This window comes from Synechococcus sp. R5-12 (genome assembly GCF_047502655.1).
In the GTDB taxonomy this organism is placed as follows: domain Bacteria; phylum Cyanobacteriota; class Cyanobacteriia; order Thermostichales; family Thermostichaceae; genus Thermostichus.
In genome coordinates, this window is record NZ_JANSIM010000012.1 from 1 (window position 1) to 26,490 (window position 26,490).

At 60.2% G+C, this 26,490-nt stretch carries 25 protein-coding genes; 19 read left to right on the forward strand and 6 right to left on the reverse strand.

Features of this window, described 5'->3' with window-relative positions:
* Window positions 1–97 precede the first annotated feature (97 nt).
* Both NW843_RS00765 and NW843_RS00770 read right to left on the reverse strand, forming a co-directional pair.
* The gene (locus NW843_RS00765; protein WP_414521823.1) at window positions 98–1,159 is read right to left on the reverse strand and encodes a carboxypeptidase-like regulatory domain-containing protein; all 1,062 of its coding nucleotides are present in this window, start codon (window positions 1,157–1,159) and stop codon (window positions 98–100) included.
* Between the two features lie 88 nt (window positions 1,160–1,247).
* Window positions 1,248–3,236 carry a carboxypeptidase regulatory-like domain-containing protein gene (locus NW843_RS00770; protein WP_414521824.1) on the reverse strand — a complete coding sequence of 663 codons (1,989 nt, stop codon included), beginning with the start codon at window positions 3,234–3,236 and terminating at the stop codon, window positions 1,248–1,250.
* Between the two features lie 165 nt (window positions 3,237–3,401).
* Here NW843_RS00770 and rpmJ point away from each other — a divergent pair, with 165 nt between their 5' ends.
* The 15 genes from rpmJ to NW843_RS00845 all read left to right on the forward strand — a co-directional run bounded on the left by rpmJ (window position 3,402) and on the right by NW843_RS00845 (window position 15,918).
* Window positions 3,402–3,518: a 50S ribosomal protein L36 gene (gene rpmJ / locus NW843_RS00775; RefSeq protein ID WP_011433187.1), complete on the forward strand. Its 117-nt coding sequence runs from the start codon at window positions 3,402–3,404 to the stop codon at window positions 3,516–3,518.
* A 201-nt stretch (window positions 3,519–3,719) separates the two neighbouring features.
* Window positions 3,720–4,103 (forward strand): 30S ribosomal protein S13, encoded by a 384-nt coding sequence (rpsM, locus tag NW843_RS00780; RefSeq protein WP_011433188.1) that lies wholly within the window; start codon window positions 3,720–3,722, stop codon window positions 4,101–4,103.
* An 84-nt stretch (window positions 4,104–4,187) separates the two neighbouring features.
* Window positions 4,188–4,574 carry a 30S ribosomal protein S11 gene (gene rpsK / locus NW843_RS00785; protein WP_011433189.1) on the forward strand — a complete coding sequence of 129 codons (387 nt, stop codon included), beginning with the start codon at window positions 4,188–4,190 and terminating at the stop codon, window positions 4,572–4,574.
* A 150-nt stretch (window positions 4,575–4,724) separates the two neighbouring features.
* The gene (locus NW843_RS00790; RefSeq protein ID WP_414331185.1) at window positions 4,725–5,732 is read left to right on the forward strand and encodes a DNA-directed RNA polymerase subunit alpha; all 1,008 of its coding nucleotides are present in this window, start codon (window positions 4,725–4,727) and stop codon (window positions 5,730–5,732) included.
* Between the two features lie 95 nt (window positions 5,733–5,827).
* Window positions 5,828–6,178 (forward strand): 50S ribosomal protein L17, encoded by a 351-nt coding sequence (gene rplQ, locus NW843_RS00795; RefSeq protein ID WP_011433191.1) that lies wholly within the window; start codon window positions 5,828–5,830, stop codon window positions 6,176–6,178.
* A 13-nt stretch (window positions 6,179–6,191) separates the two neighbouring features.
* Window positions 6,192–7,049, forward strand: coding sequence for a tRNA pseudouridine(38-40) synthase TruA (truA, locus tag NW843_RS00800; protein ID WP_414521825.1), 858 nt, complete (start codon window positions 6,192–6,194; stop codon window positions 7,047–7,049).
* A gap of 45 nt (window positions 7,050–7,094) precedes the next feature.
* Complete coding sequence (rplM, locus tag NW843_RS00805; RefSeq protein ID WP_414521826.1) at window positions 7,095–7,550, forward strand: 50S ribosomal protein L13; 456 nt, start codon at window positions 7,095–7,097, stop codon at window positions 7,548–7,550.
* The gene (gene rpsI / locus NW843_RS00810; RefSeq protein ID WP_414388121.1) at window positions 7,547–7,957 is read left to right on the forward strand and encodes a 30S ribosomal protein S9; all 411 of its coding nucleotides are present in this window, start codon (window positions 7,547–7,549) and stop codon (window positions 7,955–7,957) included. The genes rplM and rpsI overlap by 4 nt, the downstream gene beginning before the upstream one ends.
* Window positions 7,958–8,034: 77 nt before the next feature.
* Window positions 8,035–8,259: a 50S ribosomal protein L31 gene (gene rpmE / locus NW843_RS00815; RefSeq protein ID WP_011433195.1), complete on the forward strand. Its 225-nt coding sequence runs from the start codon at window positions 8,035–8,037 to the stop codon at window positions 8,257–8,259.
* Between the two features lie 163 nt (window positions 8,260–8,422).
* Window positions 8,423–9,505, forward strand: a complete 1,083-nt coding sequence (prfA, locus tag NW843_RS00820) for a peptide chain release factor 1 (RefSeq protein WP_414521827.1) — start codon at window positions 8,423–8,425, stop codon at window positions 9,503–9,505.
* A 102-nt stretch (window positions 9,506–9,607) separates the two neighbouring features.
* Window positions 9,608–12,232, forward strand: a complete 2,625-nt coding sequence (gene acnB, locus NW843_RS00825; protein WP_414521828.1) for a bifunctional aconitate hydratase 2/2-methylisocitrate dehydratase — start codon at window positions 9,608–9,610, stop codon at window positions 12,230–12,232.
* 67 nt (window positions 12,233–12,299) lie between these two features.
* Window positions 12,300–12,611, forward strand: a complete 312-nt coding sequence (locus NW843_RS00830) for a PepSY domain-containing protein (RefSeq protein WP_414383494.1) — start codon at window positions 12,300–12,302, stop codon at window positions 12,609–12,611.
* A gap of 176 nt (window positions 12,612–12,787) precedes the next feature.
* The gene (locus NW843_RS00835) at window positions 12,788–13,228 is read left to right on the forward strand and encodes an Hsp20/alpha crystallin family protein (RefSeq protein ID WP_011433199.1); all 441 of its coding nucleotides are present in this window, start codon (window positions 12,788–12,790) and stop codon (window positions 13,226–13,228) included.
* A 245-nt stretch (window positions 13,229–13,473) separates the two neighbouring features.
* Window positions 13,474–14,595 (forward strand): ABC transporter ATP-binding protein, encoded by a 1,122-nt coding sequence (locus NW843_RS00840; protein ID WP_414521829.1) that lies wholly within the window; start codon window positions 13,474–13,476, stop codon window positions 14,593–14,595.
* 51 nt (window positions 14,596–14,646) lie between these two features.
* Window positions 14,647–15,918, forward strand: a complete 1,272-nt coding sequence (locus NW843_RS00845) for a class I SAM-dependent methyltransferase (protein WP_414521830.1) — start codon at window positions 14,647–14,649, stop codon at window positions 15,916–15,918.
* Window positions 15,919–16,007: 89 nt separating this feature from the next.
* Here NW843_RS00845 and NW843_RS00850 read toward each other — a convergent pair whose 3' ends face one another.
* A complete protein-coding gene (locus tag NW843_RS00850) occupies window positions 16,008–16,889 on the reverse strand; it encodes a hypothetical protein (protein WP_414521831.1) in 882 nt (293 codons plus the stop codon).
* Between the two features lie 31 nt (window positions 16,890–16,920).
* The gene (locus NW843_RS00855) at window positions 16,921–17,517 is read right to left on the reverse strand and encodes a hypothetical protein (RefSeq protein ID WP_414521832.1); all 597 of its coding nucleotides are present in this window, start codon (window positions 17,515–17,517) and stop codon (window positions 16,921–16,923) included.
* A gap of 136 nt (window positions 17,518–17,653) precedes the next feature.
* On the opposite strand from NW843_RS00855, the gene NW843_RS00860 reads away from it, so the two are divergent.
* The 3 genes from NW843_RS00860 to NW843_RS00870 are packed head-to-tail and all read left to right on the forward strand — an operon-like array spanning window position 17,654 to window position 21,235.
* Window positions 17,654–19,168, forward strand: coding sequence for an FkbM family methyltransferase (locus NW843_RS00860; protein WP_414521833.1), 1,515 nt, complete (start codon window positions 17,654–17,656; stop codon window positions 19,166–19,168).
* A gap of 21 nt (window positions 19,169–19,189) precedes the next feature.
* Window positions 19,190–20,059 carry an FkbM family methyltransferase gene (locus tag NW843_RS00865; RefSeq protein ID WP_414521834.1) on the forward strand — a complete coding sequence of 290 codons (870 nt, stop codon included), beginning with the start codon at window positions 19,190–19,192 and terminating at the stop codon, window positions 20,057–20,059.
* A gap of 21 nt (window positions 20,060–20,080) precedes the next feature.
* A complete protein-coding gene (locus NW843_RS00870) occupies window positions 20,081–21,235 on the forward strand; it encodes a hypothetical protein (RefSeq protein ID WP_414521835.1) in 1,155 nt (384 codons plus the stop codon).
* Here NW843_RS00870 and NW843_RS00875 read toward each other — a convergent pair.
* Window positions 21,222–24,065 carry a tetratricopeptide repeat protein gene (locus NW843_RS00875; RefSeq protein ID WP_414521836.1) on the reverse strand — a complete coding sequence of 948 codons (2,844 nt, stop codon included), beginning with the start codon at window positions 24,063–24,065 and terminating at the stop codon, window positions 21,222–21,224. The genes NW843_RS00870 and NW843_RS00875 overlap by 14 nt on opposite strands.
* A gap of 88 nt (window positions 24,066–24,153) precedes the next feature.
* Window positions 24,154–25,575, reverse strand: a complete 1,422-nt coding sequence (locus tag NW843_RS00880; RefSeq protein ID WP_414521837.1) for a hypothetical protein — start codon at window positions 25,573–25,575, stop codon at window positions 24,154–24,156.
* A gap of 450 nt (window positions 25,576–26,025) precedes the next feature.
* On the opposite strand from NW843_RS00880, the gene NW843_RS00885 reads away from it, so the two are divergent.
* The gene (locus tag NW843_RS00885; protein ID WP_011433206.1) at window positions 26,026–26,325 is read left to right on the forward strand and encodes a ferredoxin; all 300 of its coding nucleotides are present in this window, start codon (window positions 26,026–26,028) and stop codon (window positions 26,323–26,325) included.
* Window positions 26,326–26,490 lie beyond the last annotated feature (165 nt).

Consider the following 26,490-nt stretch of genomic DNA (forward strand, 5'->3'; position numbering starts at 1 on the left):
CCCGCTCCGTACCGCTTTAGCGGTCGGAGTCGGGTAGTTTACAGGACAATCCCTTTCACGACAACAGAAGAGATCCCGGAGCTGTTCTGCTTAAGACCTAGGGAGTCGGTGTGGCAGAGGGGATGCGCAGCTCCACAGCCGTATCCAGGCGAGAGCGTGGGGGTGGGACTTCTCCCTGAGCCAGTTCTAGGTACTGGGCCAGCGGGTGATGCTCCTTCCAGCGGGATCCCACCTCAGCAGCCATCTGGGTGACTTGGATTTGATAAAGCTGGGCCAGCTCGGCAGCATTGAGGTTGCTCCGCTCCACCTGATCGCGACTGGCCTCGGCCAGGATATCTACCACAAGGTTGCCTTGCTCATCAAACCGCCACAGTTCCAGGCGGCTGCGGGAACGCAGGCTCAGCTCCGTTGGCGAAGCTGGTCGAGTGAGGACATCGACGCGGGCGATGACGATGGCTTCCAGGCCCAGGTAATCGAAAAATTGGCCCACCGCCTCCGGCTTGCGGCGATCCCACTCAAACAGTTCGTAGATGGGCCAGCCCACCTTCTGCAAAATGGGCTGAATGCGACGGTTGTCCAGAGGCACCACCTTCTCGCCGTTGGGGATCAAGCCCAGACGCACCGCCTCTATGGCCAGGCGCTGGCCCAACAGTTGGGTGTGCTCCAACCCTCCCACCCCCAAAATGCCAAGGCGACGACGGGGTTGAGGCCGAATGGGCACCTGCAAAACCACATCCACAGGGGTGGTCAGGCCCGCTTGCAGGAGGATCTCCTGCTCTGCCTTTTCATAGTCGGGGTGCCACACCGTCAACAGCCAACGCCCGGCTGGGGCTTGGTCTAGCTCAAAAGCGCCCCGCTCATCGGTTTGAATCGGCTGATTGGGGTTCTCCATGCCCTCCAACTGCACCTGTGCCCCCGCCACAGGTTGTCCCACGCTGTTGCTCACCTGCCCCACCAGCCGTGCTGTTCCCTGGGGCTGCCCTCTGTTTTGGGAGGGAAACAACGGCGTCAACCGCGGAATGGGGGTGGCCGGAGCCTGAGCCAGCGCTCCTGAAGCCAGTGCCAGCCAGCCGCAGAGGGCCAGACTGCCTGTTCGCGAGAGCGTTGCGTAGCGATAGCTAATCCTGTGCCGGAGAGGATGAAAGAAGAAAAAAGGCATGGCGAAGGTTGCATCCGGTAGTAGCAGTCGGTTCTATTCTGCTCCGCACCCCTGACGCGAACAGGGCAAGATCCTGCTGCAGGGATCCTCACCCCGAAAAGGGGTTGTTGGCTTGCCATTGTTGGACAAACACCGGCACCATGTTGCGCACCTGCAGCCGAAACAGGCCCGCCGCCGCATCTTCAAACATCGGATCCCCGCCCACATCATCCCGCCCATAGGCTTCGTAGTAGCGAGCCCGATCCCCAGGCCGATCCCTCTGCAAGTCCACCACCACCACCACCCCGCGGCTGCGCAGCTGGTTGGGGGTGAAGTTGGGAATTTCCACCGGCACCGTCGGGGCCACAAAGCGTAAGGCTGTATTCAGCAGAGAGTTGCCCTGGCGGTTGTAGTCCCGCGAGATCTGCATCTGGGTCAAGAGGATATAGCGCAATCCCAGGGCATCCCCGATCACCTTCAGCTTGGCCAAATCGGAGGTGTAGCGCTCATCCCGATCCAACAAAGTCAGGCCCTGGGTGAGGGGCAGAAGCGGCTCAAACCGAGGATCCGGCCCCAAAGGCCCCTTCAAGAGGATCACCGGTCGCTGGGGCTGCAACTCCTTCAGGGCCATGCTGAGGTGGCGGGCCAGCTCATCCGAGTAAACGGGTTCATCGGGCAAAAGGCCAATGCCCTCCGGCTGGCGGGTCGGTTCCCCTGGCGGCAGGCGAATATCCTGAGTGGAGACAAAGCCGGCCCGGACTTCCACCTGGGTGCTGGTCAGCGGAAAACCCGGCACCTCCACATCTACCAAATACAGGCCAGCCGGCAGTTCCGGCAGCACATAAGTGCCGTCGGCAGCAATGCGGACGGTTTGCCTGGGTTGGGTTGGCGTGGCGGCCAGGTGCAAAACCCCCGTCTGAACAGGTTGGCCGGCAATATCCAGCACCCGCCCGGTCACCACACCGCGGTTGCCTGGAGAGGGGACTCCCCCGTTCAGGACCTCTGTCCCGCCGTCGCCAACTTGAGCCTGAATATCCTGCAAACGGCGCAAAGCTGGGATCCCTGCTGCCACCACCCACAGATCCCGCTCCCCCAGCATCACCAGACCCGTCGGCTGTCCCTGCAGCCGCAGCGAGGCCACCAATCGCCCCGTCTGTAAATCCACCAGCTGCAGGCGGTCGCTATCGCGGGAGGTCACGTAAGCCCAACGTCCATCAGGGGAAAGGGCCAGCCGCGTCGGTCGCCAATCCAGGCCAACCCGCTGCAGGGCCTCGCCGCTGCGGCTCAGATCCAGCACCGTCAGGTCTTGGCTGCCCGAGTTGAGCACCACCAAGCGTTGCCGTTCGGCATCCAAAGCCATCGCTTCCGGAGTATTGCCGCCGCGCCAACGGGCCAACAACTCCCCATTGTCTGGGTTGACCACCAGCAAACTGAGGGGATCCTCCCCGGCTAGGCCCACAAACAGGGATCCCCGCTCCGCATCATAGGCCAGCGCCAAAGGGGGGCCGGGCATCGGCAAATTGCGGGCTTGCGGCTGCTCTGAGGGGTCGCTTTGGCGTTTGTGCTCCGCACCGCTGCTGCGAAGGGGAGCAGCCATCACCGCCAAACTCTGGGCAGAGGGCAGGGAGGCAAAAACCCGCCCTGTGGCCGCATCCACGGCAATATCCAAAACCCCTGCCGGCAACCCATAAGCCTGAATCAGCTCCCCCGTCAGCAGATCGAGGGCCACCAGCCCAGGGGCATTGGGGCCAGAGGCATAGACCACCTGCCGTGCCTCATCCACCCGCACCACACTGGGAGCAAACCCCACCGCCACCTGCCACAGGGGATCCCCGCTGGCCCCATCCAGCAGGGTCACGGCCTGCTCCTCCAACAGCCCAACCGCAACCCAGCCCCGATCCGGTACCCCATCGATGCGATCGGCAGAGCTGCGCAACGGCAAAAGCCAATCCCCCTCTGTCCTCAGGCCGTTCCCGTCCGTCGAAAAGTTCTCCACCGCAGAGGAGGAGCCTGCTGCCGGCAAAGGGATCCCTTGCCCCAACACAGGGGATCCCAGCCCCAGCACGCTGCTCAGCACAACCAGCCATTGCCACCGCATGGCCTTCTCCACCCCACAGTCGCGCCTACTTTGACTCAGGAGATCCTTGCCCAACCAGCATAGCCAACCCGACTGTCCGCTCGCTGTCAGCAAACCCAAACACATTTTGACAGGTTGCCCAGACGAACATAGAATGGATATTCGCTGGTTTTGTCAGGATCAACCATGAAGGTGCGGCCTTCCGTCCGTCGGATCTGCGAGAAATGCCGAGTCATCCGCCGCCACGGTCGGGTGATGGTCATTTGTTCTTCCAACCCCAAGCACAAGCAGCGGCAGGGCTAGAGGGTCGATGGTGGGTGGGTTCAGCCTGCAATGGGAGACAGAGGCAAAGGCTTCCGACACAACCGAGCAAAACGTTGGCTAGACCTCTCGGTGAGCATGGATCCCAAGACCGGCATCTCCACGGCCACATCCCCCTGAATAAAAATCCCATCTCAGGCAGGCAACTTGGTTTGATTTGATTTCGATAAGGTACCCCTGACTATGGCACGGATTGCGGGAGTTGACATCCCCCGAGAAAAGCGAGTGGAGATTGCCCTCACCTACATTTACGGCATTGGGCTAACCCGCTCCCGCCAGATTTTGGCGAAGACCGGTATCAATCCGGATACTCGTACCCGCGACCTCACCGACGCTGAGGTGGCCGCCCTACGGACGGTGGTGGAGGGCGAATACCAGGTGGAAGGGGATCTGCGCCGCCAGGAGGCGATGAACATCAAGCGGCTGATCGACATCGGCACCTATCGAGGTCGTCGCCACCGCCTGGGTCTGCCCGTGCGTGGCCAGCGCACCCGCACCAATGCCCGCACCCGCAAGGGGGTCAGGAAAACGGTGGCCGGCAAGAAGAAAGCTCCCGCCAAGAAGTAGTCGCTCGGCTTTGCGCGGAAGGCAAAACTCTTCCACCCTCCCGAATCCCAACCCCAAACAGTCGATTGCAAGGACACCTGGATCATGGCTCGGCAGCAACGGCGCGGACGTAAAGTCAAAAAGAACATCCCCAATGGGGTGGCCTACATTCAGTCCACCTTCAACAACACCATCGTCACCATCACGGATCCCAACGGCGATGTGGTGTCTTGGGCCTCGGCAGGTTCTACGGGCTTCAAAGGGGCCAAAAAGGGCACTCCCTTCGCCGCCCAAATGGCAGCAGAAAGTGCGGCGCGTCAAGCCATGGAGAACGGCATGCGCCAGATCGAAGTGATGGTCAGCGGGCCGGGAGCCGGTCGGGAAACCGCCATTCGCGCTCTACAGGCAACGGGCTTGGAAATTACCCTTATTCGAGATATCACCCCCATTCCCCACAACGGTTGCCGTCCCCCCAAGCGGCGGCGTGTCTAAAGGATCCCGCGTTGAGGGCCGGTCGAGCGTCTGTAGGGGGTTTTCTCCAGAGCTACGCCATGCCCCAGCGAAGGTCTGCCCAAGCGTGAGATGACCTCGAAGTTTCATCAGTTCTCCAAACGGATATCGAGCCAGACGGACGGGGCCACCATGACGATTCAAACCAGCCGAACCCTCTCCCACTCTCTGGGCAGCAGAGCGAGCGCAAGTGCTGTTGCCTACCAGACCGAGTGTGTTGAATCTCATCGGGATGATAACGGCGTTCACTACGGCAAATTTGCTTTGGGGCCGCTGGAGCGCGGCCAAGGGATCACGGTGGGCAACGCTTTGCGGCGGGTGTTGCTCTCCAATCTGGAGGGGACGGCGGTGACTGCTGTACGCATTGCCGGGGTGACCCACGAGTTTTCCACGGTGCCGGGGGTGCGGGAAGACGTGATGGAGATCCTTCTAAACATGAAGGAGCTGGTGCTGCGCTCCAGTTCCCCCGAGACTCAGGTGGGCCGCTTGGTGGCTCAGGGGCCAGGGGAAGTTACTGCTGAGAAGCTGCAATTGCCCAGCGATGTGGAGGTGATCAACCCCCGTCACCACATTGCCACCCTGGCGGAAGGGGCGATTTTGGAAATGGAGTTCATGATTGGCCGGGGACATGGCTACCGCGCCGTCGATTACTCCGACAGCAAAGCGATGGCGATTGATTTTCTGCAGATCGACTCTGTCTTCATGCCGGTGCGCAAGGTGAACTACGCTGTGGAAGCAGCTCGGGTGGGCCAATTCCTGGAAAAAGATCGGCTAGTATTAGAAATCTGGACCAACGGCAGCCTCACCCCGCAAGAGGCCCTCAGCCAAGCGGCCCGCATTTTGGTGGGCTTGTTCGCACCGCTGCAGGAGGTCAGCTTCGATGCTCCTGTGCCGCCCAAGCCAGACGAGGACAACCAGAAAAACCAGATCCCCATCGAGGAGCTGCAGCTCTCGGTACGGGCCTACAACTGTCTGAAGCGAGCTCAGATCAACACGGTGGCCGATCTGCTGCTCTATACCGAGGAAGATCTGCTGGAGATCAAAAACTTTGGCCAGAAGTCTGCCGAAGAGGTGGTGCAGGCTTTGAAAGCCCGCTTTGGTCTGACACTGCCCCGCACCCGCGAAAAAGGCAAGGCCTAGAGTTTAGGTTCCGTCTCAAGCATCTGCACCGCTAGCACAACCGCGTCAAAACGCAAGGATCCCCGAAGAGTGTAGGACACAAGACAGAGGTTACCATGCGCCACCGCCGTCGTACCCCCCACCTCAATAAGCCCGCCGACCAGCGCAAGGCCCTGATGCGGGCGCTGACCACGGCTCTGCTGCGGGAAGGGCGGATCACCACCACCAAAGCCCGCGCCAAAGCCATTCGGGCCACCACCGAGAAGATGATCACCCTGGCCAAAGAGGGATCCCTGGCGGCGCGGCGACAGGCGCTGGCCTACATCTACGACAAGGAGCTGGTGCGCTCCCTGTTTGAGCAGGCTCCTGAGCGCTACCGGGATCGGCCCGGTGGCTATACCCGCATCTTGCGCACCGTGCATCGGCGGGGGGATGGAGCAGAAATGGCGGTCATCGAGCTGGTGTAGCGGAAAGGGATCCATGCCGTACCGTCGCATTGCCCTGAGAATTCAGTACCTCGGCAGCAGGTTCTATGGCTGGCAGCGCCAGGCAGCCCGCCGTACCGTGCAAGGGGTGCTGGAGGAGGCGATTGCGTCGCGGGCGGGGCATCCGGTAACCCTCTATGGGGCCGGTCGCACCGATACGGGGGTTCATGCTGCAGGCCAGGTGGCCCACTTCGACACCACCTCCGGCATCCCTGCGGCGGAGTGGTCGAGGGTGCTGAACGACTGTCTGCCGGAAGATGTGGTAGTGCTGGCTTCTGCTCAAGTGCCTGACTCCTGGCACGCCCGCTTTTCGGCTCGCTGGCGCCGCTACCGCTACCTGATCCTGAACCGGGAGGGACCGGATGTGTTCTGGCGCCTCTTTAGCTGGCAAGTGCGTTGGCCTCTGCAGGTGGAGCCGATGGCGGAAGCCCTGAATTCCCTGCTGGGGGAGCACAGCTTGGAAGCCTTCCGGCGGCGGGGATCGGATCGGCCCCACTCGCGGGTACAGGTGCAGGAGGTGCTCTGCCAGCGGCTGGGGGACTTGATCAGCATCGAGGTGCAGGCCAGCGGCTTCCTCTACCGGATGATGCGGCTCTTGGTGGGATCCCTAGAGGTGGTGGGCCGGGGCCAGCTCAGCCCGGCACAGTTTGTCCACCTGTGGCAACACAACGACTGGAGCCAGATGCGCACCCGCTACAGCGCTCCTCCGCAAGGGCTGTGCCTGACGGATGTGGGCTATGCTGCGGATCCCTTCGGTCAACAGTTCGCCCACTCGCCGCCCTTTTGGGCCTTGCCCACAGAGCCTCCCTCCGCCCTCCGGTCGCCGGCTGCGTTGGCCCATTCCTGCGGTTGATCTGGGCGATCTCCAAGCTTGTCCTGATATGTTTCCTTGCCTGCCATGAACAAAACTCCCCTTCCCAACCCCGAGACTCTGGCGCCCCGCTGGTATCTGGTGGATGCTGCCAATCAGCGCCTGGGCCGCTTGGCCGCCGCTGTGGCCACCCTCTTGCGGGGTAAGCACAAACCCGACTTCACCCCTCACCTGGATACGGGGGACTACGTGGTTGTGATCAATGCTGAAAAAGTGGTAGTTACCGGCAAAAAGCGCACCCAAAAGCTCTACCGCCGCCACTCTGGCCGTCCCGGCGGCATGAAAGTAGAAACCTTTGCCCAACTGCAGGCGCGCCTGCCGGAGCGGGTGGTGGAAAAAGCGGTCAAGGGAATGTTGCCCCACACCCGTTTGGGCCGGCGGCAATTCACCAAGCTAAAAGTTTATGTCGGGCCGAGCCACCCTCATGAGGCCCAGCAGCCCCAAGTTTATCCGCTCAACACGATCCCAGGAGCCAAAGCATGACTCAAGCGAGCAGCCAACGAGCCGTTTATTGGGGAACGGGACGCCGCAAAACCGCCGTTGCCCGCGTGCGTCTGGTGCCCGGCACCGGCAAAATCATCATCAACGACAGGCCGGGAGACCAGTATCTGCAGTACCAAGAAGCCCTGCTGGCCGGTGTGAAGGGGCCGCTGGAGATCCTGGGACTGGAAAACTCCTACGACATCTTGGTGCGAGCCCATGGCGGCGGCGTTCACGGCCAGGCGGATGCGATCAAGCTGGGGGTGGCGCGCGCCCTCTGCGAGGTGGATCCGGCCAATCGCGGCCCTTTGAAAGTAGAGGGTTATCTGAAACGGGATCCGCGCGCCGTGGAGCGGAAGAAATACGGCCTGCGCAAGGCCCGCAAGGCTCCCCAGTACTCGAAACGCTAGCGATCCCTGCCATTGCTTTGCAGAGGAAGGTGTTGCTAGACAAGGGTATAGGAACACGCACAGAGGAGGAAAGGGCCATGCCCAAGAAAGGATTGCACCCGCAGTGGTATCCAGAAGCCAAAGTCATCTGCAACGGCGAAGTGGTGATGACGGTGGGATCCACCAAGCCGGAGCTCAAGGTGGATGTTTGGTCGGGCAACCATCCCTTTTTCACCGGCAGCCAGAAGATCATCGACAGCGAAGGCCGGGTGGAGAAGTTCATGCGCAAATACGGCATGAGCGGTGGCAAAAAGGCCAAGTAACCGAGTTTGCTGGATCTTCCCGGACTTGTAGACAAGCCTTCCCCCTCCAAAGCGATGGGCACTGTTTCGCTGTTGCTATGCAACGCTAATGTGAACGTGGCCTCAACCCCGCCAGAGGCGGGACAGGTGGTGCAGAGCGCTTTTCCCCACTACTACTGGATCCATGGCTTCTGCTCAACTGATCGATCAGCTTAAAAACGTCGAAGCCACCTTTCAGGAGCTGACGGTGCGTTTGGCAGATCCCGACGTGGCCACGGATCCCGCTGAGCTGCAGCGGATTGCCAAGGCCCGCTCCTCCTTGGAGGCCACCGTCCAGGCTTTTCACGACTGGCAAAAGCTGAATCGCGATCTGCAACAGACGGAAGAACTTTTGCGGGAATCGGCCTCCGACCCGGAGCTGGAGGCGATGGCAAGAGCGGAACTTGAGCAACTGCGGGCCCGCCAAGAACAACTGGAGGAAAAGCTCACCCTGCTGCTGCTGCCCCGGGATCCCAACGACGACAAGAACATTATGTTGGAGATTCGCGCTGGCACCGGTGGGGAGGAGGCGGCGCTGTGGGCGGCGGATCTGGCCCGCATGTACACCCGCTACGCCGAAAAGCTGGGCTGGTCGGTGCGTCTGGCGAGCCTCTCGGAAGGAGAGCTGGGGGGCTACAAAGAAGCCATCCTGGAAATTCGCGGCGATCAGGTGTACAGCAAGCTCAAGTTTGAAGCTGGCGTGCATCGGGTGCAGCGGGTGCCCGTCACCGAAGCGCAAGGCCGTGTCCACACCTCGACGGCCACGGTGGCGGTGATGCCAGAGGTGGACGAGGTGGAGGTGGTCATCGACCCGAAAGACATCGAAATCAAAACGGCACGTTCCGGGGGGGCAGGCGGCCAAAACGTGAACAAGGTGGAGACGGCGGTGGATCTTCTCCACAAGCCCACCGGGATCCGGGTGTTTTGTACCGAGGAGCGTTCCCAACTGCAGAACCGCCAGCGGGCCATGCAGATTTTGCGGGCCAAACTCTACGAGATGAAGCTGCAGGAGCAACAGGCCTCCATTAGCTCTGCTCGGCGCATGCAGGTGGGAACGGGATCCCGCTCGGAAAAAATTCGCACCTACAACTACAAGGACAACCGCGTTACCGACCACCGCCTTAACCAGAATTTCCCTCTGCAGCCCATCTTGGATGGGGAGCTGGACGACTTGATCCAAGCTTGTATTGGCCTTTACCAAAAAGAGCTGTTGGCGGAGCTATCCTAGGCCAAACTGAGTTACCGCCAGCGAATGGGATCCCTTCTCGAGGACCTTTCCTCTGCCGAGCTAGCGGTAGAATAAATACCCACGTCGAGTGCCTAAACCCCCATGCTGGCCGAATACCGCCAACACGCCGCTGCCCGCGAGGCCCAAGGGATCCCGCCGCTGCCCTTAAACGCTGCCCAGACCAGCCAGGTGTGCGAGCTCCTGAAGGCCCCGCCTGCCGGCGAAGAAGCCTTTTTGTTGCACCTCTTAACAGAGCGCGTCCCGCCGGGGGTCGATGAAGCCGCCTATGTGAAAGCGGGCTTTTTGGCCGCTGTGGCCAAGGAGGAGGTTGAATCCCCGTTGATCACTCCCCTGCGGGCGGTGGAGCTCTTGGGCACCATGCTGGGGGGCTACAACGTCCAGGTTTTGCTGGAGCTGTTGCAGGATGCGCGGCATGAGATCGCAGCGGCAGCAGCCCGTGCCCTCAGCCACACGCTGCTGGTTTTCGATGCCTTTCACGATGTGCTGGAGCTGAGCCAATCCGGCAATGCCTATGCCCAGCAGGTGCTCCGGTCTTGGGCCAATGGCGAATGGTTTACCGCCAAAGACCCCCTGGCCGCAGCCATCACCGTGACGGTGTTCAAAGTTGCCGGCGAGATCAACACCGACGACCTTTCCCCCGCCGCCCACGCCACCACCCGCCCGGATATCCCCCTCCACGCCCAAGCCATGCTGGAGTCCCGCGCTCCGGGATCCCTGGTTACCATTGCCGAGCTGAAGCGCCGCGGCCATCCTGTTGCCTTTGTGGGGGATGTGGTGGGCACCGGCTCCTCCCGCAAATCCGCCCTCAACTCACTCCTCTGGCACATCGGCCACGACATTCCCCATGTGCCCAACAAGCGGGCCGGCGGGGTCATCCTGGGGGGCACCATCGCGCCCATCTTCTTCAACACCGCCGAAGATGCCGGGGCCTTGCCCATCCAGTGCGATGTCTCCCGCCTGGAAACCGGCATGGTGGTGACGATCTACCCCTACGAGGGCGTCATCCGCTCGGAGAGCGGCCAAGTTCTCTCCACCTTTTCCCTTCGGCCCGTGACCCTCCCCGACGAAGTACGGGCGGGGGGACGCATTCCCCTGTTGATTGGCCGTGCCCTCACCGACAAAGCCCGCCAAGCCTTGGGTTTGCCTCCCTCGACCTTGTTTATCCGCCCCACTCCACCGGCAGACACCGGCAAAGGCTATACCCTGGCGCAAAAAATCGTGGGCAAAGCCTGTGGGCTGCCGGGCGTGCGCCCGGGCACAAGCTGCGAGCCCCTGATCACCACCGTGGGATCCCAGGACACCACCGGCCCCATGACCCGCGATGAGCTGAAGGAGCTGGCCTGTCTGGGCTTCAACGCCGACCTAGTGCTGCAGAGCTTCTGCCACACCGCCGCCTATCCCAAGCCGGTGGACATCCAGATCCACAAAGAGCTGCCCGACTTTTTCGCTTCCCGCGGGGGCGTTGTCCTGCGTCCCGGCGATGGCATTATCCACTCCTGGCTCAACCGCATGCTCCTGCCGGATACCGTCGGCACCGGGGGCGACTCCCACACCCGCTTCCCCTTGGGGATCTCCTTCCCGGCGGGATCCGGTCTGGTGGCCTTTGCCGCCGCCATGGGGGTGATGCCCTTGGACATGCCGGAATCGGTGCTGGTGCGCTTTAAGGGGGAACTGCAGCCGGGGATCACCCTGCGGGACATTGTCCATGCCATCCCCTACGTGGCCATTCAGAGGGGGCTGCTCACCGTTGAGAAAAAAGGCAAGAAAAACGTCTTTGCCGGGCGCATCATGGAGATCGAGGGCCTGCCGCATCTGAAGGTGGAGCAAGCTTTTGAGTTTACCGATGCCTCGGCAGAGCGCAACTGTGCCGGCTGTACCATCCAGCTGAGCCTCGAGACGGTCTCAGAATATCTGCGCTCCAACGTGGTGCTGCTGAAGAACATGATCGCCCGCGGCTATCAGGATGCGAGAACCTTGCTGCGGCGCATCGCCAAAATGGAAGCCTGGCTGGCCAACCCCAGCCTGATGGAAGCGGATCCCGACGCCGAATACGCCGAAGTCATCGAAATCGACCTCAGCACCATCACCGAGCCAATTGTCTGTGCCCCCAACGATCCCGACAAGGTGATGACCCTGAGCGAAGTCCATGCCCAACACGCCGCCGGCAACCCCGATACGCCGATCAAGATTGACGAAGTTTTCATCGGCTCCTGCATGACCAACATCGGCCACTACCGCGCCGCCGCCAAAATCCTGGAAGGCCAAGGGCGGGCCAAGGTGCGCCAATTCTGGATCTGTCCGCCCACCCGCATGGATGAGGCACAACTGCGCTCGGAAGGCGTATACGGCATCTTTGCTGCCGCCGGGGCCAGAACGGAAATGCCGGGATGCAGCTTGTGTATGGGCAACCAAGCCCGCGTGGAAGACGGGGCCACCGTCATGTCCACCTCCACCCGCAACTTCAACAACCGCATGGGCAAAGACGCGCGGGTTTATCTGGGATCCGCCGAGCTGGCCGCCGCCTGCGCCCTTTTGGGCCGGATCCCCACCCCTGAGGAATACCAAGAGATCGTCTCCACCAAGATCCAGCCCTTTGCCGGCGAGCTGTACCGCTACCTCAACTTCCACGAGATCCCTGGCTTTGAGGACGAAGGACGGGTCATCCCGCGGCAGCACGTGGAGGAGCTGTCCAGGAGCCGTTCTTGAGCGAGAATAGGGGCTAGCTGCCCTGATAGCATGGCAGGGATCGCCCCATTGCCCTGGAGAAAGCTCAATGGCCCTGAATCCAAAGAGGATCCGCCGCATCCACCGCACCCTTGCCCCCATCCTGGCCTTGCCTTTGGTGGTAACGGTGCTGACGGGATCCCTGTATCAAATTGCCCGCCTTAACGAAAACTTCGACTACTACTGGCTGATCCAAATCCACAAAGGGCAGTGGGGCCCCCTCGATCTGCAAGCGGTTTACCCGTTCTTAAACGGACTGGGGCTGCTGGTGATGGTGGCCACCGGCCTCAGTATGTGGTTACCCACAAAACTCCATCGCCGCCCCAAACATACGGAGTCCCAGAGGGTTTTGGATGGATAAACCTGTAGGGTAAACACCTAAGAAACATTCCAGAAAACCCTACACTTCTCGGAATAGATTTGACTACACTAGAAGCATAGAGGTTTTGCTTATACCTCTAAAGTTGAGCCCCGAAAGCTAAGCTCCAAACTCGAAGTGGAAGTCAAAAAAAGCAAAACAGAGGAGGAGGATGCTCTATGGCTCTTGTCCGCTGGGATCCATTTCGTGAAATTGACGAAATTCAACGGGAAATGAACCGGATGTTCGACCGGCTGATCCCTCGCACCACCGAGGCCGATGGCTTTGCCTTCATGCCGGCAGTGGAGATGCACGATGATCCCGAAACCATTACCCTGAAGCTGGAGCTGCCCGGCTTGAACCCCAACGACTTGGATATCCAAGCGACAGCCGAAGCGGTCTCCATCACTGGGGAACGGCGATTTGAGAAGCGCTCTGAAGACAAAGGGGTAACCCGGACTGAATTCCGTTATGGGCGCTTCCAACGGGTGATCCCACTGCCGAACCGGATCAAACACGATCAGGTGAAAGCCGAATACAAAGATGGGATCCTCACCCTCACCTTGCCCAAGGCAGACTCTGAAAAAGCCCAAGTGGTCAAAGTGAGCGTTGTCTCCTGATAGGCCGAGAGGTTGGGCAGTTTCCCAATGGGAAAAAGGATCTCCTAGAGGTAGGCGATGAGCCTACCTTTTTTTAATCTTTCTTGCGTTTTGGTTTTTCAGCTTGTGCTCATTTCAACCAGGAATAAACCGGGTTTGCTCTGCCGATCCCCAGCTCTCCCTACCGAACTCAACTCAACTCGATTTGACTTTTGCCCGCCGCTTTGGATAGGGTTTGAGTGCGCAACGGAGCCAAGGTTGAGAGCATGGCCAGCGTTACCTACGAACACGTTACCAAGCGCTACAGAGACACCACCGCCGTCCATGACCTGAACATCACCGTCGAAGACGGGGAATTTCTCGTCTTTGTCGGCCCCTCCGGCTGCGGCAAAACCACCTCCCTGCGCATGCTGGCCGGCTTGGAAGAAGTGAGCGCCGGCTCCATCTACATTGGCGATCGACGGGTGAACGATGTCCCCCCCAAGGATCGGGATATCGCCATGGTCTTCCAATCCTATGCCCTCTACCCCCACATGACCGTGGCCGAGAACATGGCCTTTGGCCTCAAGCTGCGCGGCCTGCCACGGGCGGAGATCGAAAGCCGGGTCAGAGGGGTGGCCAAGCGCCTTGGGATCGAACACCTGCTCAACCGCAAGCCCAAGGAACTTTCGGGTGGGCAACGGCAGCGGGTTGCCGTCGGGCGGGCCATCGTGCGCAATCCGGCGGTGTTTTTGATGGATGAGCCCCTCTCCAACTTGGATGCCAAGCTGCGGGTACAGGCGCGGGCCGAGATTAGCAAGTTGCACATGCAACTGGGCACCACCTTTATCTACGTTACCCACGACCAGGTGGAGGCCATGACCATGGGCAACCGCATCGCCGTCATGAAGGATGGCCGCCTGCAGCAGGTGGATACCCCCCACACCCTCTACACCCGCCCGGCCAACCTGTTTGTGGCCGGGTTCATCGGCAGCCCCGCCATGAATTTCTTCCAGGCCAAGCTGCGGGAGCAGGAGGGCACCCTCTGGATCGATACCGGCGCCTTCCGCGTGGCCATCCCGCCCCACCAGGCAGAGCCCTATTGGCAACACGTCGGCAAGTCGGTCATCTTCGGCATCCGCCCGGAAAACATCCACGATCCCCAGTACCAGCCCCCAGGGATCCAACCTGCCCCGGTGCGGGCTAAGGTCTCGGTAACGGAGCTGGTGGGCCATGAAGTAATCCTCTATCTCAGCACCAGCGACCGAGAAGGGATCCTGGCCGAGCAGGAGTTTATTGCCCGCGTGGATCCCCGTACCCAGCTGCGCGTCAACCAGTGGGCGGAAGTGATCTTCGATATGGATCGCTTCCACCTGTTCGATCCCGAAACCGAGCAGCGGCTGGGATAAGCGCTGGGGTCGCTTTAGAATCCTAATAAGCTTAGAAAGGCAGGGATCCCTATGCCGGAGCAATCGACGTCCCGCTTGGTTCAGGCGCAGTTTGACGAATTTCCCTACCCGAATGTCCCGATTGAGCAGACGGTTACGGATAACTTCGCGCTGTTTGCCAACAGCCTCACCACCGCTTACTATCGCCGCAACCGCAAGGTGGTGAAACCGGAGGGCAAAGTAATGCTCAACGCCGGCTGTGGCTCCGGCTGGGAAACCCTTGTGCTGGCCACGGCCAATCCGGGTGCCACCTTCGTCGGGGTAGACATCTCGGCAGAATCCCTGAAAATGGCCCGGCAGCGCTTTGAGTTTCACCAGATTCCAGACGTGCGCTTCGAGGTGATGGACATCACCGACCTGAGGGCCTTGGGGGAGCAATTCGATTTCATCGCCTGCAACGACGTGCTCTACCTACTGGACGATCCGGTGGCAGGGCTGAAAGGCATGCGCCAAGTCCTCAAACCGGACGGCATCATCCGCACCAATGTCCACAGCCTTTACCAGCGCCAGTTTATTTTCAACATGCAGGATGCCATGGAGCTGCTGGGGGTGATGGATGAGCCGGCTGCCAAAGCCGTTCCCATCCTCAGGGAGCTGATGGATGCCCTTCACGAGGGCAGCTTCGTCAAAAGCCACTGGCAGGGGGATGCCATCAAAACCACCAATGGGATCCTGGCCAACTTCCTGCTGCGCAGCGACAAAGGCTTTACCGTACCTCAGGTCTTTGAGATGCTCCGCCAAGCCGGGCTGGAGTTCATCAGCATGGTCAATTGGCAGCAGTGGAAGCTGGAGCGGGTCCTCACCAAGCCCGTTCCCTACGCTCTGCGCCAAATCAAAAAGCTCAGCCAGGAGGAGCTGCTGCACTTCATCGAGTTAATCTTTCCTAACCTGACCCGCCTGATCGACTTCTGGTGTGGCCACCCCACCGGGGCCACTTCTCCTCAACCCTTCAGCAGCGAGGAATGGAGAAATGGCTTGGTACAGGCGCATCCTCTGCTGCTGAGGCTCAACGCCAAGGCTGCCTTTGAGAATGCCATCCGCGACAATGGCCCGGTCAACATCAACGGCTGGCCCGGCTCCGAGGGCAACATCACCATCGATCCCTTCTCGGTGCGCTGGTTGATCGATGTTTTTGGAGAAGAGCCTGTTCCTGTACAGGCCCTGGCGGCCAAGGCGCTAGATCTCATGGATTGGACCCCAGAAGAAGCCTTTAACCAGGTGGTGGCCAACCTGAAGTTTCTGGAAGAGCGGCTGGTGGTGCTGTTGCACTCGCCGCTGCGTTGAGTTCAAGAACCTACCCCCCTCTCCCCCTGGGAGAGGGGCCGGGGGTGAGGGCTGACTCCCCCTGGGAGAGGGGCCGGGGGTGTTTGCGTTTAGCGACGCGGAGCGCTTGGGCTGGGAGAGGGGCTGGGGGTGAGGGTCTGCAGCACCCTGATTTGCTCGGCCCGAATGGCTGCCGGGATCGATCCTTCCGCATCGACGTTGACGGCGAACCGAACGGTGCCTTCCATTTCCACCACATCTCCCGGGAGCAGATCCAGCCAGCTGGCAGAGCGGCCAAGGCGAGTCACTTGCACCTCCTCAGCGGGAACCACCGAGACCCACGTGCCCGCGTAGCGATCCAAGCTGGGGCTGACTTTTTCCAAGTTGACCCCAATCCAGCCCTCCTTGCGGTTGAGAAGTCGCACCGTCCCAGTTAGTTGGAAAGGCTGTGCTTCTTCCGCTAACTTGATTGGCTCGTAGAGAACCTCTGTATTTAAAGGCTGCAGCCGAGCCAACTCCACCCGCCACCCTTGAGCCTGGCGATAGAGGGTAACCTCCATAACTGCGCGCAGCCGACCCTCCGGCAAAGGCTCGTAGAAGCCCAACTGAGAGCGAAAAGGGCGAAACCGGGGATCCTCCCGATCCGGCTCTGTTAAAAATCGTTGCAGCTCCTCGGCAGTGAACTGGAAACGCAAAGTCGGCACCACCGCTTCTGGCTTCAGGATTGCCTCCACCCGGAAAATGGCCGTATTGCCCACCGCTTGAATGGGGGTGAGGGTAAACTCCTCCGCTGAGGGCCACGATTGATCCAAGGCCCCCGGAGGGATCCCTTTTAGCAGCCGCGGAGTGAGCAGGGCTTCTGCGGTGGCAAAATCGCGGGCATTGGCCGCCTGGACAAACTCCCGCAGCGTTTCTTCAGCCGTTTTGGCCTGCCAACAGCCCCCCAGAGGCAGCAAAGCCAGCACCAGGAAAAACCACGCTCTCACATCCACACCCTCCCCAATCTCCCTGCAGGTAACAGTCCTAGGGGTTCTCGGTTGGAGATGCAGAATTTTCACCGGGATCCGTTGCTTCCGTCTCTTCTGGCTTTTCCGACTGGGATCCCGAAGCAGCAGGTGGCTTATCCGGCTGCCACACCTCGATCCGCCAGCCGCGATCTTGCTGGTAGAGGGTGATCTTGACGCGGGAGGTCACCGTGTCTCCCTCCAGGCGCATCCCCACCAACTGGGGGGCCAACTGCTGATAGGTGGGATCCGCCAGATCCGGCTGGGTCAAATACTTGCGCAACGTCAAGGGATCCAGCCCCAGGCGCTGGGCCGCATCCTCCAGCGAGTCGGTGCCCTCCACCCAGACATAGGCCGTCTTCCCGGTCACCTCTTGGTTGCGCACCTGCACGTTCTCCCCCACCGTGCCCCAAATCGAAGGCAGGGATCCCGGCCTGAGGGCGTTGCTGAAGCGCTCCGTCAGGTAGCTGTCTGCCGTGCCCCAGTCCCCCTTCTCGGTGGCTGCAATAAAGGTTCTCACCACTTGGTCAGGAGTCTGCACAGGAGCTGCCTGCGTACAGGCGATCCCTCCTGCCAAGGCGGCAGCAGCAATCCAGACGGGGAAACGGCGTACCATGAACATCCCTCAACCACAAGCGGCATCGCTCTCCTAGGTTACCAAACTTTTTCCGCCTTCTCTTCTGCCTGTTCAGAAGACCCAGTGCAGCTCCGGCAAGGTGGTAGGATAATTCAGCAGCTTAGTTAGCGAAGCCATGGGGATCCCCACCACTGCCGATGAATGTAACGAGCTGGGAATCTCTCACTGCTTGAAGGCCCAGCAAGCCAAAACCTCGCGGGAGCGACGTGCGGCTTGGGCCATGGCTTTGGCGGCCTGGCGGCAGGGTTTGGATCTCGATCCCAACCATCTCCCCTCCCAGTTCAATCGCCTCCATGCCCTTTTGGCCTTGGGAAGCGGCTACACGGCCCTCCAAGAGGGAAAAGAGCTGCTCTCCCGGCTTTTGACCCAGCGTTACCTAGAAGATCCCAGCTTGGGCCTAACTGGATCCCAGCCCAGGCTGGCTTGGGATCCCCCTCGTCTGGCTTCTGCTAGCAAAAAGGCCCGCCGCTCTTCTAAGGCCGCTTCTGCTTCCCGCCTTGGCCCCCGCGAGCGCTACCTCCACACTCTAGCCCGTTGGCTGGCCCACCACAGCGGGGTTATCTATCGACCGGAGCCATTGCCCTACTGGCGGCTGGCTGCAGCCATTGACCCAGAGGACTTAGAGGCCCAGATGGTGGTCGCCATGAATGCGGCAGCGCAGGCGCAGCCGGAAGGGGCTTTCTTGCTGCAGAAAATAGCCGACCATTTCCCTGGGCAGAAGGACAGGGCCCTGCAAGTGCTGCAACTGGCTCTAGATCGCTACATTCCGCGGCAGGATCCCTCCAAGGCGGAGTCGGATTCAGCAGAGCAAGAGTTAGAAACGCCTCCTAACGGAGATCCAGCCTCGGAGGCGGTGGCCAGTATGGAAATTTGGACTCAGTATGAGGGGTACAAGCTAAGGCTAGAGCCAGATCTTAAAAGCATTGTGACCTTCGTCCTCCTGGCTCAAGACCGCTGGTTTGAGAGTGAAATCGAGCTGTGTCGGCAAATCCTCAAGCCGGGCATGAACGCCATTGACGTGGGGGCCAACGTTGGGGTTTACACCTTTCTCTTTGCCCGCTGTGTGGGCAAGGCCGGAAAAGTCTATGCCATCGAGCCCACGCCGGGGTGTTTGCAGTGCTTGCGGGCAACTGTTGCTCAAAACCAACTCGATCCCTCTGTACAGGTCGTGGAAGCTGCAGTTGGCGAAGAGCCTCGGGAAGTTTATTTGGTTTGCGAAGGGGCCAGCGTTTTCAACCGCATCGTCACGGATCCCATGTCGGTTGTAGAAGAAACCAAGCCGGTGCAGCAAATTACCTTAGACGAGCTGTGGATCTCAGAGGGCAGCCCCGACATTGATTTGCTCAAAGTCGATGCGGAAGGGGCAGAAGTTCCCGTTTTGAAGGGGGGGAGAAAGCTGATCGAGACCTGTACCCCGCTGATCCTGTTTGAAAACCAAAATGTCGGCCAGTTTTCAGGTTTGGAGTCGGCGAAGCTTCTCGCCGAATTAGGCTATCTCATTTATGTTTACAACCCGATGATCCAAGATCTCAGTACCGTTCAGGCTTCTGTGCAACTGCCAACTGCGCTAAACTTGGTTGCCGTGCATCCGAATCGCTTTTCTCTGGCGAGCAAAGCTGGTCTGATCTAGCCGTTTCTGTGGAGTAGAGTAATGCCTTTCCCGATTAGCGAGATCCTCGGCAAAGACATGCCTTTTATCCGAATTGCAGACGTGGGGGCGATGTTTCTGGGCGGCGATAACTTCGACAAGCTGGTTCAGGAAGGACATGCCCAGGTGATAGGATTTGAGCCCCAGAAGGAAGAGTGTGAAAAGCTCAACGCCAGAGCCCTAGCCGAGGCTCCTCGCGCCGACAAAGTGAAGCGGCAGTACTTTCCCTACTTCATTGGGGATGGATCCCGTCGCAAGTTCTATTTCACCAATGCCGGCTACACCTCCTCTCTTTACGAGCCCGATCAGGAGCTGGCCCAGCATTTTGAGAACTTGGCGGAAGTTTGTCGGGTAACTCGGGTTGAGGAAGTCCAGACCACCCGCCTGGATGATATTCCAGAGCTGGGCGAAGTGGACTTTCTCAAGATGGATGTTCAGGGAGCCGAGCTGGATGTTATCCGGGGCGCTAGAAAAACTCTACAGAGTGTTACTGTTATCCAAACAGAAGTCGAGTACATACCCCTCTACAAAAACCAGCCTCTTTTTAGCGATGTGGATATTGCCCTTAGGGAAGAAGGCTTTCTCCTCCACGGCATGACCAGCAACTTTGGCGCCTGCCTCAAGCCTTTCTCCTCCAGAACCTATCGCCCTTACACCCAAGTGTTGTGGTGCGACTATGTTTACGTCAAAAACTTTATGCACCTGGATCGGCTCTCCCCGCGGCAGCGGCTGGCAATGGCGGTGGTTTTGCATGAGGTTTACCTGTCCTACGATCTGGTAGCTTTCATCCTGGGCGTCCATGACCAAATTGCCCAAACCCGTTACAAAGACTTCTACCTGGCCAAAATGTTTGCCGCTCTCAATGTCTCTTAAATTGCTCAGACGAGGTGGGGGATGATCGTCATCGACGGGGTTATCTGGCAGTCGGAAGGGTTTTCTCGCTCTCCACTTTTGGATCAGTCCTACCTGTGGCTGAGCCTCATTGAAGAGTGGGTCAAGGCCAAGAAGGCAACGAAGTTTGTGGTGCTCACCCGCGGGCAAACTTGGTTGCCACCGGGAACTTTTTTTTCCGAGATCCCCCGCTTTGCTTTTGCAGAGGCAGATGAGGATCGCACCGGCCTGCAGAGCGCCTGCGACCAGCTCAAGGCCAGGCTGTTTCTCTCCACCGGCTACACCACCCCCATTTCCACCCCTTCCATCGCCTTCATCTACGACCTAGAAGCAGAGGCCGGCAGCCAGTTTCATCCAGAATACATCGAGAAGAAAAATGCCATCCTGGCTGCTGCCCACTACGTCTTCTTCTCCGATGAAGTGCTTGCTGGCTTCCGAACCCACTACCCCGGGATCCCTCCCGAGCAGATGTCGCTAGTCTATCCGGCCATTGAAGGCTGGGCCAAGCCGGCTGCTCCCGATGCCATGGCCGAGTTTCGCCGCAAGTTTCAGTTGACTCGCCCTTTTTTCTTGGCCGTCTTGCCCGAACAGCTGGCTGATTACCGTGGCATCCAGGCTGTCAGCCAAGCTTGGGAGATCCTCCAAGGTCAAAAGCTCTCCCGCACCGAGCTGGTCTTTGCCTTTCCCAGTCCTCTGGAGGTGGATCCCGTCAAAGCGCAACTGCCCCAACGAGAAGGCCTTCGCTACCTCAGCCTGAACAATCCCGAGCTTGCCTGCGCCTATTCCTCGGCTCTGGCGCTGGTTTTCCACTCCACCTTTCGGCCCAGCAGCCCCCTTGAGGCGATGGCCTGCGGCTGTCCTGTGGTGCATTACCGGGATGAGCAGCCAAATGCCTCCGGCTCGGAGTCGGCAACTGCCTCTGGAGAGAAAAAAGATAAGGATCCCTTGCAGAACTCGACAGCCCTGCTCTGCCAAGGCTCTCTTCAAGAGCTGGTTGACGCCCTGCAGCGCATCCAGAGCTACCCGGTACGCTCTCCCCTCATTGCCAAGGGGTTGGAACAGGCCAAGGAGCTGAGCTGGGCAACAGTGGCCGCCAAGCTGTGGGACATTTTCGAGCAGGTGGCTCCTTCGGAATCCGAGGAACCTACTGACCGCTGACCACCAGGTTTTTCCACATCTGCCAATAGGCCCGCTCCAGGGCGCGAGCATGGCTTTGCGGATCCCTCAGGGGCGATTTCTCCATCATGTCTCGCAGGTTGTGGCGCAGATGCCGCAGCCGCTCCAGGTCATTGGCCAGGTTGACGGCGATCTCCACATACTCTTCCGGGGTTTGGGCCACTAGCTCCGGCAGCCCCACATTGGTGAGGATGGAGACCCCCACGCGGCAGACGTGGGCATTCCCCGCCAGGACAACCACCGGCGCACCGCCCCAGAGGGTTTCACAGGTGGTGGTGGTGCCGTTGTAGGGGAAAGGATCTAGGCCAATGTCAATCTCGCTGTAGATCTGGAGGTGCTCTGGAATGCTGCGTCGATCTCCCACCAGGTGCACCCGCTGCCGATCCACCCCGTGCCGCTCGAAGTGCCCCCAGAAGATCTCGCAGACGCTGCTGTCGGTGTAGCGCATGTTTTTGAGCAGGATGCGGGCGTTGGGCAGCCTCTTGAGGATCTCCGCCCACACTGCCACCACGTTGGGGGTAATTTTGGTGGGGTTGTTGCAGCAGCCAAAGGTAATGTAGCCGGCAGACAGAGCCGGTAGCTCGGAAACCGGCGGAAAGATATCCACAGGGTTGTAGCAGAGAAAGCTTTTAGGCAGGCGCATCAACTTTTCTGTGTGGTACCTTTCCGTCATGCCCGGCGGGTCGGCGTAGGCATCGGTGATGCGGTAGTCCACCAAGGTCAGGCCGGTGGTGTTGGGGTAGCCCAGATAGGTGGCCTGGAGGGGGGCAGGTTTGAGGGCCAGCACGCCCAAGCGGTCGTAGGCTGTGTGGCCGGCCAGATCCACCAGAATGTCGATCTTGTCCTCGTGGATGAGGTCGGCCACCTCCACATCGGAGCGGATCTTGTGGATGTCTCGCCAGGCATCGGCCTTTTCCTTCATCCGCTCGGTCACAATGTCCGAATACGGCCCGTTGGAATAGCAGTAGATCTGGAAGCGCTCGTGGTCGTGGTGGTTATAGACATGCTCAAAAAACATGCTCACGGAGTGCAGCTTAAAGTCTCCGGAGATGTAGCCGATGCGCAGAGGCCGCTTCAGATCCCGATCCCGGTGGTAGGGCCGCCGCAGATGGGCCACCGCAGCTTGGGTGGCATCCCCCCACTTCTTGTGCTCCCGCAGGGTCTCTTCGGGATCGAAATCGGGCGCGTAGTGCAGGCCCATGAGGATGTTGCCGTGGAAAGCGATCACCCCCGGAGCCAGCTTGGCCGACTTGCGATAGGCTTTGATGGCCTCCTCGTGGCGGCATTGCTGGAGGAAGGTGCCCGCCAACCCTGCATAGGTGGAAGGATCCTCGGGGTTGATTTCCAGGGCGCGCTGAAAAGATTCCAGCGCCTCGGTTAGGCGGTTCAGCTCTTTGTAAACGGATCCCAGGGCCCGGTGAACATCCAGGAAGTCCGGCTTGAGGCGGGCGGCCTCCTGCAAAACCGGCAGGGCCTCTTCGTTGCGGTGCTGGCTTTGCAACAACAGCCCCAAGTTGCAGTAGGCTTCTCCCAGTTCTGGGTCGTGCACCAGCGCCTGCCGATATTGAATCTCTTCTTTTTCCGGCTCGTTCAAGTGCCGATAGGCCAGGCCCAGGTTGTTGTAGGCCAGGGCAAAATCGGGCTTGTGCTCTAGGGCCGCCTCCAGTAGGGGGATGGCTTCCTTAAACCGCAGTTGATCCAATAGCAGGCAGCCGGCCTCGAAGTAGGCTTCGGCAAAGTCGGGCCGCACGCCCAGAGCGCGGCTGAGGTGGGCCATGCTATCGGCCATGCCGCAAGGGAACACCTTGCGAAACCCCCGATCCGACAAAAAACCCGCCAAGCCCCGGTAGGCTTCGGCATAGGTGGGCTGCAGGCCAATGGCCACATGGTAGTAGTCCAGCGCCCGCTGCGGCTGCTTCAGCTTGCGAAAAGCCGTGGCCAGGTTGAAGTAAACCCGCGGGCGATCCGGCTGCAGCGCCAAAGCCGCCCGATAGGCTTCGATGGCCGCCTCCGGCTGTCCCTGCTCCAGCAGGGCGGTGCCCAGGTTGATGTGAGCTTCCACCAATTGCCCATCCAGCTCCAGCGCCTGACGGAAAGCGGCAATGGCCTCCTCCCATTTCCCTTGCTCTGCTAGAGTCAGGCCCAGGCCGTTGTGTAGCTCTGGCCGCTGTGGGTCTTGCTCCAGGAGCTGGCGATAGAGCTCAACAGAACGCTCCAACTGCCCGGCCTCGCGGCAGAGCTCTGCCAACTGCTGTGCCCGTTCGGGGGTAAGCTCGGCTGCCAGCGCCTGCTCCAGATGCTCAATGGCCGTTGCCAGCCGCCCTTTTTGCCGCTCAATGTGGGCCAAATCTGTCAAAATCTGAGGGTCTTGGGGCTGCAGGGCCAGGGCCCGCCGGTAATACTCCTCGGCTTGGTCATACTGGCCCAGCTGGAAGTGGCAGAGGCCCAGGTTGAAGAGGGCCTGCAGGTGATCGGGCTGCAGCGCCACCGCTTGGCTGTAGCATTCGATAGCTGCTTCCAGCTTGCCCAGCGCCTGGTACACCGCCCCCAAGTTGCTGTGAAAAGCTGCCTGCTCTGGCCGCAGCTGCGTGGCCTTGGCCAGGTGAGCTGCCGCTTCCTGCAGCCGGCCCGTTTGGTAGCAGAGAATGCCCAGAAAGTGTAGAGCATCAGGCTGCTCCGGCTGGAGAGCCAGCACCTGCCGGTAGGCCGCCTCCGCCTGCTGCAGATCCCCCGCCTGATGGTGGCGGGTTGCCGCTTCCAAAGTAGCTATCAGCGCATCGGGTGTCACTTGGCCTGGATCCCTAGATTTCATAACCTCTAATCCTACACCCATCTGAGTTCCGCGAGAAAAAAACGGGCCTGAACTTTCAGGCCCGCCGAGGGGTTAAACAGCCTGCCGACTAGCGCGGGACAGTGAAAGTAATGTCCAGCCGTGGCCCGCGAGCCGTGGTGATGGGGGCAGTACCCGTGCCTGTAGCCGGCTCTTTGTCGAACTCGGCGCGGCAGGTGCCCGTAGCCCCCTGGCTAATCTCGAAACCAGCCGCATTAGCTGGCGTCCCCGCCACGCTGGTGCTGGTGCTGAAGCTGGCCGAGAAGCTGGCCGTGTAGGAGAAGGTCTGGTTGGGGATAACCAGGGTCAGGTTGACAGGGCCCGTCAGGAAAGTGCTGGTGGCAGTGGCGTTGGAAGTAGTAGCTGCTGGGCCTGTGAATGTAATGGGTAAGGTGATACCCAGGTTAGCCAGCTGGTTAAAGCTTTGGTTGATCGTCGTGGCATTGGTGGGCAAGAAGGCCGAGAAGGTGCTGCCCGCCGCACTGAAGCTCACCGTGATGGGGTTGGTGGCCAGCAGCGTAATCGTAGCAATGGCTGACCTGGTAGTGTCAGCTTGGTAGGTAGTGTTGCCGGCGTTTGGTGCGGTTCCTGTAACCACAAACGCAATGGGAGCCACCGCCTGGAAGGCAGGAGCGCCACTGGCCGTGCCACCGGCCGAGCTGGAGACGGAGATGGAGAGAGTGGGGAACACAGCGGTAGCCTGGTTGTTCCACACCTCACGGGCACACTGCAGCCGCACCTGGTAGAAGCGCGGGCCTGGCGCCGACACCGCCCGCTGCACCCCAGGTCGCACATCTGCTGTACGCGGCCCAGCCGACACATCGTTGAACAGCACGTTGCCATTGATGCTCAGGGCAACAAAGGTGGGGCTGGAAGCCGGCGCAAAGAAGTCGCTGGAAACCACGTTGTTGGGCGCACCCAAGGTCACTTCCTGGAACACCACGTTGTTGGACGGCAGGTTGTGCGGTGTCGGATCCAGGAAGAAGAAGCCCCGCCCCCGGTCGCCAAAACCAGGAATGGTGGCCGAGTCGTTGGAGGGCAACTGCACCAGCGTTAGTTGCGCCTCCTGCACGACGGCGTTGCGGGGAATGGCGTCGGGAATGGGGAAGGAAAGCACCGCTCGGTAGTCGGAGTAGGTGCCTACCGGGACGTTCTCAGCTGCTCCAGAGCGCCTGATGCCAAAGCCGACAGGAATAGCGGTGGGGTTAGAGAAGACTTGCCCTGTTGGGGTGAGAGCGGCCAGTTGCGTCGGCAGCAGGCTGATGGGCGGAGCCGTGGTGGGAGTGGGAGCAGGAACAGGGGTTGGAGGTGGTGGCGGCGGAGCCGGGGGAGCTGGTGGGGGTGGTGGGGGTGGGGGCGGCACGGGTGTAACAGTGCCGGTGCTGCTTTCTTCGCCGCAGCCGGTGAGCAGCAGGGGCAGCAGCACCACTGTGGAAGCCAGAGACAGAGACCCGAGTGACTTCAGGAGCCACTTGTGCATTGTTCCGTTCATTGTTCTCCTCTTAACCAAAAAAGTGGGGTTCGGCTGAACACTTCCCTTAACTTACCCGATCAACTCGCCCAGGGCAAGCCAGGCCGTAGGAAAGAGCCAATCGAGGAAAGACGCACACGCGCTTGGATAAGCGGCTCGTCCGTTTACTCTGCTTATCATACAAGTCAATCAGCTCGCTTTGGCAAGTGCTGCCAGTTTTTTCTGGATGAGATCGGGAGTGACGCAGATCACAGACGCCGGATGAGGTTCTTGAGGAGTGGCCGGTTGGCAGCCTCTCGGAGCAAGGCAGTTGGGGATTGCGGAGGCCAAAACCTTTGCCCGGCATGGCTTCTGCGGATCCACCTGGAAAAAACCGGAAGATTTGCCTATTTCCTCACAAAAGGATGCTTGATCCGGGGCAGAAGGGTGGCAGGATGAGGAGTGGATGTTTTTTCTGGAGACCCAACCAGGATGGCTACCTACAAGGTCACTCTGATCAACGAGGAGCAAGGCTTGAACGTCACCATCGATGTGCCGGATGACGAATACATTTTGGACGTGGCGGAAGAGCAAGGGATCGAGCTGCCCTATTCCTGCCGCGCCGGTGCCTGTTCGACCTGTGCTGGCAAGCTGGTGAGCGGCACGGTGGATCAAAGCGATCAGTCCTTCCTGGATGATGATCAGATCGAGCAGGGCTATGTGCTGACCTGTGTGGCTTACCCTACTTCCGACTGCACCATCATCACCCACCAAGAAGAAGCCCTTTACTGATCGAGCTTGAATTTCCGTCCTCAACCCCAGCCCCTCTTCCAAAGAGAGAGGGGTTTTTGTTTTGGGTGGCCCAAGGGGGTGTTCGAGCGCTCCGCGCTGCTGAGGCCCTCACCCAGAGGGAGAGGAGCATGCCTCTAACCCCCAAAACCCTGAACTTTGCTGAAT